At 60.3% G+C, this 11,990-nt stretch carries 10 protein-coding genes; 2 read left to right on the top strand and 8 right to left on the bottom strand.

Features of this window, described 5'->3' with window-relative positions:
* Nucleotides 1–31 precede the first annotated feature (31 nt).
* The 6 genes from SOP97_RS16175 to SOP97_RS16200 form a co-directional block, all read right to left on the bottom strand.
* Nucleotides 32–1,993 carry an acetyl/propionyl/methylcrotonyl-CoA carboxylase subunit alpha gene (locus SOP97_RS16175; RefSeq protein ID WP_274086606.1) on the bottom strand — a complete coding sequence of 654 codons (1,962 nt, stop codon included), beginning with the start codon at nt 1,991–1,993 and terminating at the stop codon, nt 32–34.
* Nucleotides 1,990–2,790, bottom strand: a complete 801-nt coding sequence (locus SOP97_RS16180) for a gamma-carboxygeranoyl-CoA hydratase (RefSeq protein WP_274086605.1) — start codon at nt 2,788–2,790, stop codon at nt 1,990–1,992. Before SOP97_RS16180 ends, SOP97_RS16175 begins: the two co-directional genes overlap by 4 nt.
* An 81-nt stretch (nt 2,791–2,871) precedes the next feature.
* Nucleotides 2,872–4,479 (bottom strand): carboxyl transferase domain-containing protein, encoded by a 1,608-nt coding sequence (locus SOP97_RS16185; protein WP_274086604.1) that lies wholly within the window; start codon nt 4,477–4,479, stop codon nt 2,872–2,874.
* 70 nt (nt 4,480–4,549) lie between these two features.
* A complete protein-coding gene (locus SOP97_RS16190; protein ID WP_274086603.1) occupies nt 4,550–5,713 on the bottom strand; it encodes an isovaleryl-CoA dehydrogenase in 1,164 nt (387 codons plus the stop codon).
* Between the two features lie 29 nt (nt 5,714–5,742).
* Nucleotides 5,743–6,144: a MerR family transcriptional regulator gene (locus SOP97_RS16195; protein WP_274086602.1), complete on the bottom strand. Its 402-nt coding sequence runs from the start codon at nt 6,142–6,144 to the stop codon at nt 5,743–5,745.
* 330 nt (nt 6,145–6,474) lie between these two features.
* Nucleotides 6,475–7,407: a LysR family transcriptional regulator gene (locus SOP97_RS16200; protein ID WP_274086601.1), complete on the bottom strand. Its 933-nt coding sequence runs from the start codon at nt 7,405–7,407 to the stop codon at nt 6,475–6,477.
* A gap of 158 nt (nt 7,408–7,565) precedes the next feature.
* Here SOP97_RS16200 and SOP97_RS16205 point away from each other — a divergent pair, with 158 nt between their 5' ends.
* A complete protein-coding gene (locus SOP97_RS16205; protein WP_274086600.1) occupies nt 7,566–8,795 on the top strand; it encodes an acyl-CoA dehydrogenase in 1,230 nt (409 codons plus the stop codon).
* 86 nt (nt 8,796–8,881) lie between these two features.
* On the opposite strand, the gene SOP97_RS16210 is transcribed toward SOP97_RS16205, so the two are convergent.
* Together SOP97_RS16210 and xthA are read right to left on the bottom strand one after the other, a co-directional pair.
* Complete coding sequence (locus SOP97_RS16210; protein ID WP_274086599.1) at nt 8,882–10,264, bottom strand: phosphate ABC transporter substrate-binding/OmpA family protein; 1,383 nt, start codon at nt 10,262–10,264, stop codon at nt 8,882–8,884.
* A 105-nt stretch (nt 10,265–10,369) separates the two neighbouring features.
* Entirely contained in the window at nt 10,370–11,185 is an 816-nt protein-coding gene (gene xthA, locus SOP97_RS16215; RefSeq protein WP_274086598.1) for an exodeoxyribonuclease III, read from the bottom strand.
* 143 nt (nt 11,186–11,328) lie between these two features.
* Here xthA and SOP97_RS16220 point away from each other — a divergent pair, with 143 nt between their 5' ends.
* Complete coding sequence (locus tag SOP97_RS16220; protein WP_274086597.1) at nt 11,329–11,970, top strand: GNAT family N-acetyltransferase; 642 nt, start codon at nt 11,329–11,331, stop codon at nt 11,968–11,970.
* The last annotated feature ends 20 nt before the right edge of the window (nt 11,971–11,990 follow it).

Genomic DNA, 11,990 nt, shown 5'->3' on the forward strand with positions numbered 1-11,990 from the left:
TTTGGATGAACACGCTGCGGGGGTTTCAACCCTACGCGTTGGCTTCTTCCAGTTCCACCAACACGGTGCCTTCACTCACCATCTCACCCTCGCCGCAATACAGTGCCTTGACCGTACCGGCATGCGCTGCGCGGATGCTGTGTTCCATTTTCATTGCCTCCAGCACCACCAGGGCAGTGCCGGCCTCGACCCGCTGGCCGGCCTCAACCAGCACGCGCACGATGCTGCCGTTCATCGGTGCCGTCAGGGCGCCGTGATGCTGATGGCTGGCTTCGACTTCGGCAATCGGGTCGACACGCTGGATGCTGCGCAGCTCGCCGGCATAGTGCAGGTAGAGGGTATCGCTGCGGCGAATCGCCAGATGTTGTTGGCGCAGGCCGTCGCGCTCTACCGACAACGTTTCGCCTTGCAACTGTAGGGTGGACGTCGCTGTGTGGCGCAGACGGATTACCTGGCACTCGCTCTGGCAGGCCAAGTGCACGTCAGCTTCGGCCGGTAAACCCAGGCGCAAGCCATGAGTGCGTGACCAGGGGGAGTGGTAGTCGTCGTGGCGCTGCTGCGGCGCTTCGCTCTGCACAAAGGCTTCGGCGGCTAGTTGCCAGAACTCAGCCGGTAATTCGCTTGCCGGTGGTAGGAGCTGTGCTTCATGGCGCGGAATAAAGCCGGTATCCAGCTCGGCATTGGCAAAGGCCGGATGGGCCAGCACACGTTGCAGGAACGCCAGGTTGGTTCTGACGCCGCCCACGCAGGTTTCCTTGAGCATGGCCAGCAGGCGCAGGCGCGCCTCTTCGCGGTTCTCGCCCCAGGCAATCAGCTTGCCGAGCATGGGGTCATAGAAGGGTGAGACTTCATCGCCTTCGCTGACCCCGCTATCAACACGGCGGCCTGGGCCCGCGGCGGCTTCGCGGTACAGCGCCAGGGTGCCGGTGGCAGGCAAGAAGTCGTTGTCCGGGTCTTCCGCGTACAGCCGCACTTCGATGGCGTGACCAATCAGTGGCACCTGTTCCTGAGTAATCGGCAGCGCTTCACCACGGGCCACGCGGATCTGCCAGGCCACTAGGTCCAGGCCGGTAATCAGCTCGGTGACCGGATGCTCGACCTGCAGGCGGGTGTTCATCTCCATAAAGAAGAAGTCGCCGCGCTCATCCAGCAGAAACTCCACGGTACCAGCGCCGACATAGCCGATGGCTTGGGCCGCCTTGACTGCAGCCTCACCCATGGCGCGGCGCAGTTCTGTTGACAGCCCAGGCGCAGGAGCTTCTTCGACGACCTTCTGGTGGCGACGCTGGATCGAGCAGTCGCGCTCATTCAGGTACAGGCAGTTGCCGTGTTGGTCGGCGAACACCTGGATTTCCACATGGCGTGGCTTGAGGACGTATTTCTCCACCAACATGCGCGAGTCGCCGAACGACGATTGCGCTTCGCGCTGGGCGCTGGCCAGGGCTTCGGCCAGTTCGCTTTCACGCTCGACCACTTTCATGCCCTTGCCACCGCCGCCTGCCGCGGCCTTGAGCAGCACTGGGTAGCCGATTGCGTTCGAGGCGGTGCGGAAGGTTTCCACATCCTGCGCTTCGCCGTGATAACCCGGCACCAGCGGCACGCCGGCGGCTTCCATCAGCGCCTTGGCGGCGGACTTGCTGCCCATGGCGTCGATGGCCGAGGCGGGCGGGCCGAGAAAGATCAAGCCAGCGGCTTCGATGGCGCGGGCAAAGCCGGCGTTTTCCGAGAGAAAGCCATAGCCCGGGTGAATCGCCTGAGCGCCGCTGGCCTTGGCCGCCGCAATGATCTTGTCGATCAGCAGGTAGCTGTCCGCCGGCTTGGCACCGCCGAGATTGACCGCCAGATCGGCTTCGCGCACATGCCGCGCGTTGGCGTCGATGGTGCTGTGCACTGCCACGGTCTGGATGCCCATGGCTTTGGCTGTGCGCATTACTCGGCAGGCGATCTCGCCACGGTTTGCCACCAGCAAAGTGTCGATAGGCTTAAGGCTCATGCTTGTGGCTCCTGCCAGGCGGGCTTGCGTTTATCCAGAAAGGCACGCAAACCTTCCTGGCCTTCGGGGCTGACGCGAATACGGGCGATGGCGTTTTCGGTATAGCGGCGCAGGGCCGGAGTCAGCACGCCGCTGCCGACTTCGCGCAGCAGGTCTTTGCTGGCCTGCATGGCCTGTGGACTGTTGAACAGCAGGGTGTTGATCCAGTTTTCTACCTGAGCGTCGAGTTCGGCAACTGGATAGCTCTCGGCAAACAAGCCCAGCTCCTGCGCGCGTTCCCCACTAAAGCGCTCGGCGGTCAGTGCATAGCGCCGCGCCGCACGCTCACCAATCGCCTGCACCACGAAGGGGCTGATGACTGCGGGTGCTAGACCGATGCGAACTTCCGACAGACACAGCTGCGCGTCGCTGGCGCCGATGGTCATGTCGCAACAGCTGATCAAACCCAGCGCTCCGCCAAAAGCCGCACCTTGCACCACGGCCAGGGTCGGGATTTTCAGCTGGTAGAGGTTGTGCATCAGCTCGGCCAACTCGCGCGAGTCGGCCAGGTTGGCGGTGTAGTCCAGGGTCGCCGCGTGCTGCATCCAGGCCAGATCCGCACCGGCGCTGAAGTGCTTGCCGCGTCCGCGCAGCAGCAGAAAGCGCAGGCTTTTATCGGCCATCACCGCGTCGAGGGCGAGGATCAGCTCGCGGATCATCTCGGCGTTAAAGGCGTTGTTCTTATCGGCGCGATTGAGCCAAAGCGTGGCAAAACCACGTGGGTCGGTTTCAAGCTGGATGGTGTTGAAGTCGGTCATCAATCTACCCTCATGTAGGGAGGAAGACGCTTTTTCTTCCACCATCGCCGGTGGATGGGTGAAGCGTCATCCACCCTACGGTCACATACGGAATATGCCGAACTGAGTCGGCTCAATTGGCGCGTTAAGACTGGCGGACAGCGCCAGGCCCAGTACATCGCGGGTTTGCGCCGGGTCGATCACGCCGTCATCCCACAAGCGAGCACTCGAGTAGTAGGGGTGCCCTTGACGCTCGTACTGTTCGAGGATGGGCTGCTTAAGCGCCGCTTCATCCTCGGCGGAGAAACTCTGCCCGGCGCGGGCGGCCTGTTCGTGCTTAACCTGCACCAGCACACCGGCGGCCTGTTCGGCGCCCATCACGCCAATCCGCGCGTTCGGCCACATCCACAGGAAGCGCGGCTCAAAGGCACGGCCACACATGCCGTAGTTGCCGGCGCCGAAGCTACCGCCGATGATCACGGTGAACTTCGGCACCTTGGCGCAGGCCACAGCGTTGACCAACTTGGCGCCATGTTTGGCGATGCCGCCGGCTTCGTACTTCTTCCCGACCATAAAACCCGTGATGTTCTGCAGAAACAGCAGCGGAATACCGCGCTGGCAGGCCAGTTCGATAAAGTGCGCGCCTTTTTGCGCCGACTCGGCAAACAGGATGCCGTTATTGGCGAGGATCGCTACCGGGTAGCCGTGAATATGCGCAAAGCCGCACACCAGCGTCGCGCCAAATAGCGCTTTGAATTCATCAAATACGCTGCCATCGACGGTGCGGGCAATCACTTCACGCACATCGAAGGGTTGTTTGGCGTCCGCCGGAATCACCCCGTATAACTCTTCGCTGCTGTACAGCGGATTGATTGGCGCACGGTTATTCAGCACGCCGAGCTTGCGCCAATTTAGATTGGCAATTGAGCGGCGGGCCAGGGCCAGGGCGTGCTCATCGTTATCGGCGTAATGGTCAGCCACACCACTGGTTTTGCAGTGCACATCGGCGCCGCCAAGGTCTTCAGCACTGACCACCTCACCGGTGGCGGCTTTAACCAGCGGCGGGCCGGCGAGGAAGATGGTCGCCTGGTTGCGCACCATGATCGCTTCGTCAGCCATGGCAGGCACGTAGGCACCGCCGGCGGTGCAGGAGCCCATGACCACGGCGATTTGCGGGATGCCCATGGCCGACATATTGGCCTGGTTGAAGAAGATCCGGCCGAAGTGCTCACGATCCGGGAACACCTCATCCTGACGCGGCAAGTTGGCCCCGCCGGAGTCCACCAGGTAGATGCAGGGCAGGCGGTTCTGTTGGGCGATGGTTTGCGCGCGCAGGTGCTTTTTTACGGTCAGCGGGTAGTAGCTGCCGCCTTTTACCGTGGCGTCGTTGGCCACGATCATGCACTCAACACCTTCGATCCGGCCGATGCCAGCCACCACGCCAGCCGCCGGTACATCTTCACCGTAGACCTCATAGGCAGCCAGCTGGCCGATTTCGAGGAACGGCGAGCCGATATCCAGCAAGCGGTTAATGCGTTCGCGTGGCAGCAACTTGCCGCGCGAGGTGTGACGCTCCTGCGCCTTGGCGCCGCCGCCTTCGTGAATACGGGCGAGCAGGGCGCGCAGGTCGTTTACCTGGGTAAGCATTGCCGCACTATTGGCGGCGAACTCCGGTGAACGGGTGTTGATCTGGGTGTGCAGGATGGCCATTGAGTTGGCTCCGGTGTGCTGGCTAGCGCTTGATGGGTATCGCTCTGCTCAACCCATCCTACGGTTTGGCTTATTTGGTTTCGTTGAATAGCTCGCGGCCGATCAGCATGCGGCGGATCTCGCTGGTGCCCGCGCCGATTTCATACAGCTTGGCGTCACGCAGCAAACGGCCGGTGGGGTATTCGTTGATATAGCCGTTGCCGCCGAGAATCTGGATGGCGTCGAGGGCCATCTGGGTGGCGCGCTCGGCGCTGTAAAGGATGACCCCGGCGGCGTCCTTGCGCGTGGTTTCGCCACGGTCGCAGGCCTGGGCCACGGCATACAGGTAGGCGCGGCTGGCGTTGAGCTGGGTGTACATATCGGCCACCTTGCCCTGGATCAGCTGGAATTCGCCGATGCTCTGGCCGAACTGTTTGCGGTCATGGATGTACGGCACGATCACGTCCATGCAGGCCTGCATGATCCCGGTTGGGCCGCCGGAGAGCACCACACGTTCGTAATCTAGGCCACTCATTAATACGCGCACGCCGCCATTGAGCTGGCCGAGGACGTTTTCTTCCGGCACTTCGACATTGTCAAAAAACAGTTCGCAGGTGTTGGAGCCGCGCATGCCGAGTTTGTCGAACTTGCTACCACGGCTGAAACCCTTCCAGTCGCGCTCGACGATAAAGGCGCTGATGCCGTGCGCGCCCTTGTCCAGGTCGGTTTTGGCGTAAATCACGTAGGTGTTGGCGTCGGGGCCGTTGGTGATCCAGGTCTTGCTGCCGTTGAGCACGTAACGATCGCCTTGCTTATCGGCGCGCAGCTTCATGCTGACTACGTCGGAACCGGCATTCGGCTCGCTCATCGCCAACGCGCCGATGTGCTCGCCAGACACCAGCTTGGGCAGGTACTTAGCCTTCTGCTCAGGTGTGCCATTGCGTTTTATCTGGTTGACGCACAGGTTGGAGTGCGCGCCGTAGGAGAGGGCGACCGAGGCCGAGCCACGGCTGATCTCTTCCATGGCGATGACGTGGGCCAGGTAGCCCAGGCCGGAGCCGCCGTATTCTTCCTCAACGGTGATTCCAAGCAGGCCCATGTCGCCGAACTTCTTCCACATATCCGCCGGGAACTGATTGTCGCTGTCGATGGCCGCCGCGCGCGGTGCCAGCTCGGCCGCGACAAAGGCCTGGGTCTGCTCGCGCAACATGTCGATGGTACCGCCGAGGGCGAAGTTGAGGGACGGGTAGCTCATGGTTCCACCTATAAGATTTGTTATTAGGTTTAGGAGGTAATCGATTGTTTTTTATCAGTTTCAGCCAAAGCAGCTAGGCAGCGTTCTTCGGCGGTATCCAGCTCTAGCTGCATCTGCTCAATGTCCAGCAGCTGTTGCTCGAGCTGGGCGCGGCGCTCGGCAATCTTGGCCATAAAGGTGTGCAACTGTTTGTGATTGCCATGTACGGGGTCGTACAGCTCGATCAGCTCCCTGCACTCGGCCAGGGAGAAACCGATGCGCTTGCCGCGCAGAATGAGCTTGAGGGCGACTTTGTCTTTGGCGCTGTAAATGCGCTCCTGGCCACGGCGTTCGGGGCTGAGCATCTGCTGCTCTTCATAAAAACGAATGGCGCGGGTGGTGATATCCAGCTCGCGGGCCAGTTCTGAAATGGAGTAGGTGACGACGGACATAGGCGATGGCTCTTGCTTACCTTTACGTTAACGTAAGCCTGGCTGGCGCTGTAGTCAACTGGCGCCCAGGCAATGCCGACTAGGCCGCAACGAGCGATAACTGAGTTGGTATTTTTTATAGCTTAAAAGTCGTTGGCTGACAGTGCTTTACGGTGTTTATCTAGAAAAGTTAGGAGGTATGGATTACCGCAGCCATTGCAGCTGCGCTCATTCATAAACACGCACAACCCCGGCCAATTGGCGCAAACCAGTTTGGCTGTGGGGTTGGCTAACGGTCTTGGGCGCAAATAAACAGAGCCTGGAGTGGCAAGCGCTCTTTATCCGAAGGCGTCAGGCCTGGGCCTTCTCGTTTTTCTTTTCCAGGGCTACGGCCTGCTGGGATATCTCGATGATCTGCTCGCGCATCCAGCGGTTGGCCGGGTCTTGGTCGGTGCTTTCGTGCCAGTACAGGTGGGTTTCCAGCGGCGTCATGTCTTTGATTGGCAACTCGACAAAGTGCAGGTCGTTACGGCGGGCGAAGCGTTCTGGCACGGTCATGGCCATGTCGGTGCCTTGCAGCACAGTGGTGGCCATCAGGTAATGCTGTGAGCGCAGGGCGATCTTGCGCTGGATGCCCAGGCGGCCCAACGCCAGGTCGACGTGGCCCAGGCCGCTGCGGCGGCTGGAGATATGGATATGGGTCAGGCCCATGTACTCATCAAGGCTGATTTTCTCCTTGGCCATGGGATGACCACGGCGCATGGCACAGACGTAGCGGTCTTCCATCAGCTTGACGTGGCGCACCTGAGGGTCGGTGTTGAGTGGTGCATCCACTGCGAAATCCAGACGGCCAGCGGCCAATTCCTTGGTGGTTTCACGGCGACGCGCGAGCATGCTCTCGATATTCACATTCGGCGCCATACGCCGCAGACGCTGGAACAACGGCGGCAGGATGATGGCCTCAGTGAGGTCGGTCATGCTGATGCGGAAGGTTTTGTTGGCCTGGGCCGGATTGAAAATGCGGCTTTCCTGCACGGAAATGCGCAGCTGCTGCAGCGCGTTGCGCACTGGACCAATAATGTTCTGCGCCATCGGCGTAGGCACCATGCCCTGCGCGGTACGCACGAACAGCGGGTCGTTAAAGGTTTCACGCAGACGCGCTAGGGCATTCGACACGGCGGGCTGGGTAATGCCGACAATCTGCCCGGCGCGGGTCAGGTTGGCTTCGGTATAGATGGCATCGAAGACGACAAAGAGGTTGAGGTCGACCTTGTTGAGATTCATGACGCGCGCGCTCCGCAGGTTGTTGTTATGGGTGGATCATATATCGGTGATGAATGTTTATACACGCTGAGAATAGATTAGATAAATCTTAATCCCTGCTCTAGCATCATTTCCACCTCACCTCATTCCCTAAAAATCAGCGTCAGAAGGTAGCCATCATGGATTTCGCCTACTCCCCAAAGGTTCAGCAACTGCGTGAACGCGTCACCGCGTTTATGGAGAGCCATGTCTATCCAGCAGAAGCCGTGTTTGAGCAGCAGGTCAATCAAGGCGACCGCTGGCAGCCCACCGCGATCATGGAAGAGCTCAAGGCCAAAGCCAAAGCCGAAGGGTTGTGGAACCTGTTTCTACCGGACTCTGAGCTGGGTGCAGGGCTGACCAATACCGAATATGCGCCCCTGGCCGAGATCATGGGTAGTTCGTTGATTGGTCCTGAGCCGTTCAACTGCGCCGCGCCGGACACCGGCAATATGGAAGTTTTGGTGCGCTACGCCAATGAAGCGCAGAAGGAGCAGTGGCTCAAGCCGCTGCTGGACGGCACCATCCGTTCGGCTTTCGCCATGACCGAGCCGGGCGTGGCCTCATCCGATGCCACCAATATGCAAGCCAGTGCGGTGCGCCAGGGCGATGAGTGGGTGATCAACGGCCGCAAGTGGTGGACATCCGGTGCGTGCGATCCGCGCTGCAAAATCATGATCTTTATGGGCCTGACCAACCCGGATGGCCCGCGCCATGCGCAGCACTCGATGATTCTGGTGCCCATGGATGCGCCGGGGGTGAAAGTGCTGCGCCCGCTGCCAGTATTCGGCTATGACGATGCACCGCACGGCCACGCTGAAGTGTTGTTCGAAAACGTCCGCGTGCCTTATGAGAACGTTCTGCTCGGTGAGGGGCGCGGTTTCGAGATCGCCCAGGGTCGCCTTGGCCCGGGCCGCATTCACCACTGCATGCGCTCCATTGGCATGGCCGAGCGCGCGCTGAAACTGATGTGTGAGCGCTCGATCAGCCGTACTGCCTTCGGCAAACCGCTGGCGCGTTTGGGTGGCAATATCGATCACATCGCCGACTCGCGCATGGAGATCAACATGGCCCGCCTGTTGACGCTGAACGCGGCGTACATGATGGACACCGTGGGCAACAAGATTGCCGCCAGTGAAATCGCCCAGATCAAGGTGGTGGCGCCCAACGTCGCGCTTAAGGTGATCGACCGCGCGATCCAGATGCACGGCGGTGCTGGGGTGTCTAATGACTTCCCACTGGCTTACTGGTACGCCATGCAGCGCACCCTGCGCCTGGCCGACGGCCCGGACGAAGTGCACCGTGCGGCCATTGGCAAGTTTGAGATCGGTAAGTACGTGTCCAAGGATGTGATGAAAGCCAGCCGTTAAGGCGCTTCAGCAACACAGCACAAGGCCCGCAATTGCGGGCCTTGTGCGTTGTGGGTTTACGCTGGCCTAAACCAGTCAGCTAGCTCTCAGTAGACCCAGACTTCTACCCGGCGATTCTTTATTCGGCCTTCGTCCACGCTGTTGGCGGCCACTGGCAGCTCATCACCGAGGCCGATGATGTCGCGGAATACGACTCCGCCTTTGCTTAGCTCACGGCGTACCGCCATGGCGCGTAACTTTGACAGCAACTCGGCGCGGGCCGGGTCAGCTTTGGCGTCACCGAAACCCACCAGTACCACGTTGCCCTTGAGCTTGTTTTGCGCCTGCAGGTAAGCCAGTAGCCGGTTCAGATCGCGCCGTGCCTTGTTGTCCAGGCTGGCGCTGCCTTCCTGAAAGCGAAAATTCACCGATAGGCGTTGGGCGTTTTGCGCCAGGTCCAGATAGCTGGCGGGCATATGCGCATGCGCGGGGATGTTCACCGCCTGTACGGTCTGCGCGATAAACCCACTCTGCTCGACAATCGCCTGGCCGCGCGGGCTATGGGCAAACTGCACCAAGGCACGGGCCCAGGGGTTGTTAAGCGCGGGCTGGTTATACAGAAACAGCCGGCGCGACAGCGGGTAATCCTCGGTGGCAATCAAGGTCAGGCTGGGCAGCATGGGTTGCGAGTCGCCGGCCGCGATGGCCAGGGCCTTGGCCTGGCGAATATAAGGCAGGCCGATAAAGCCGATACCGTTACGGTCTTGGCTGACCGCATCGGAGAGTTTCTCGCTGGATTCAAAACGCTTGGCGTTACTGGCCAAGGCTTTGCCATTGGCGCTCAGCACCAGCTCTTTAAAGGTGTCATAGGTGCCGGATTTGTCATCGCGCGCATAAATATTGATTTCGCCTGCGGGTGCACCGAACTGCGCCCAGTTGGTGATTTCACCTGCAAAAATCTGTGCCAGCTGCAAGGTGTTTAACGCGGACAGCGGGTTGCCCGGGTGCAGGATGATGGCCAGGCCATCGAGCGCGATGATCTGTTCAGCACCGGCGCTTTTAAGGTCGCCAAGGGCAAGCAGGCTGGTGGCTTCGCTGTCCTTGATGGGCCGTGATGAGGCCGCCAGCTCAGCACTTCCATCGGCCAATGCAGTGAAGCCGGTGCCCGAGCCATGGGCTGCGACCTCAATGCTGATGCTACGGCCATCGGGATGTGTGCCAGTGATGCGCTGCTCATTCTCCGCCGCGCCGGCTTCAATGCGAATGGCGCTTAACCCTTGCTCTTCAAACAGGCCTTTGACCAGCGCCGGGCCGAGCTTGGCGCCAATGGTGTTGGAACCCTGAATGCGCAACACGCTGTTGTTATCAGCGGCAATGGGCAGGGCGGCGAATACCGACCAGGGCAGGGCGTAGCAGATTGAGCCGAGTAACAGGAAACTGATGGTGCGAATCCAGGTTTCACGATCAGAAGCGGAATGGGTGCGCGGCATGCGACAAACACCTTGTATGGGTGAGTGAAAGTGCCGCGACGATAAGACAAATACGTGACTGCAATATGACAGTCACTTTTCGATATGAGCGCTCTAGCGCCGGGTTTATTCGCTCAATTCGAGCCAGATTGGAGCGTGATCCGAGGGTTTCTCCATGCCGCGCAGGTCGTAGTCGACACCGGCATCCTTAATTCGCCCCTGCAAACCCGTTGAGGCGAGAATCACGTCGATACGCAGGCCGCGCTTGGGCTCGTCCTCAAAGCCGCGGCTGCGGTAATCGAACCAGCTGAAACGGTCATTCACCGCCGGGTTGAGATGACGGAAGCTATCCACCAGGCCCCAGTTCTTCAAGGTGGCTAGCCATTCACGCTCTTCCGGGAGGAAGCTGCACTTGCCGCTTTTCAGCCAGCGCAGACGGTTTGGCTCACCGATGCCGATGTCGCAGTCTTCTGGCGAGATATTGATATCGCCCATCACCACCAGGGCTTGCTGCGGATTGAACTGGCTCACCAGCAAGTTCTGCAAATCCGCATAGAAGCGCTGCTTAGCCGGGAATTTGGTTGGGTGGTTACGGCTTTCACCCTGCGGGAAGTAGCCATTCATCACCGTGACCGGGTTGCCCTGGGCGTCGGCAAAGGTGCCATAGATGAAGCGTCGTTGGGCGTCTTCGGGATCACCGGGAAAGCCTTTGTGCAGGCTCAGCGGCGCCTGGCGCGACAGCAGGGCAACGCCGTAATGGCCTTTCTGGCCGTGGTAGTGCACGTGGTAACCCAGCTTACGGATCTCGGCTTCTGGGAACTGCTCATCCGCCACCTTGGTTTCCTGCAGGCCAATGACATCTGGCTGGTGCTTGTCGATCAGCGCGGCCAGTTGATGTGGGCGGGCACGCAGGCCGTTGATATTGAAAGAGACGATCTTCACGGGCGACTGTCCTGGGTGGCGTTCTGGAAAAAACGCGATGCTAGCCCATTGCGCGCGCCAGCGGCCAGCCTGTGGCGGTGGCTGATGCACGGTGCTAACGTGGCTGCAGGCCGAACACACTAAGAACAGCAGAGGTCAAGCAGATGCCCAACAGTCTCGCCGAAGTTCGCATGCTCGATAGTGGCTATGCCCGTGAAGCGCGCTCGCTGCTTTATCACGCCTACCGCCATGACCCCACGTTCGCTTACCTGTTTGAAGCCGAGCGCCCTGGTTATGATCAGCGTGTGCGCGCCACGGTGCGCGAGTTGGTGCAGCAACATTTTGCCGAAGAGCTGCCGGCCATCGGCCTGCTGATCGACGACCGACTGATTGGCATGGCGCTGATCGCACCGCCGCAGCGGCGTATGGACATTACCGAGAGTTGGGGCTGGCGCATGCGCATGCTGCTGACGGCCGGGTTTCGTTGCACCAAGCGCTACCTTGAATACCATGACGCGGTGATTGCCTGCCTGCCGCCCGGCCCGTATCACGTGCTGCCGTTGCTGGGGGTTCACCCGCAATACCAGGGCAAGCACCTTGGTGAGCAACTGCTCGAGGCGCTGCACAACTGGTGCGCTGAAGATGCCAGTTCACAGGGGGTGGTCCTCGACACTGGCAATGGCCACTACCTGGATTTCTACAAGCGCCAGGGCTATGAAGAGGTCGGTGAAGTTGCCATTGGCCCAGTCATTGAGCACGTGTTCTTCCACCCGAGCCCACAATTGGCCGTCAAAGCCAGTGCTTGAGGGTATGCCGGCACGGTGCA

Source organism: Pseudomonas spirodelae (assembly GCF_034653255.1).
In the GTDB taxonomy this organism is placed as follows: Bacteria; Pseudomonadota; Gammaproteobacteria; order Pseudomonadales; family Pseudomonadaceae; genus Aquipseudomonas; species Aquipseudomonas spirodelae.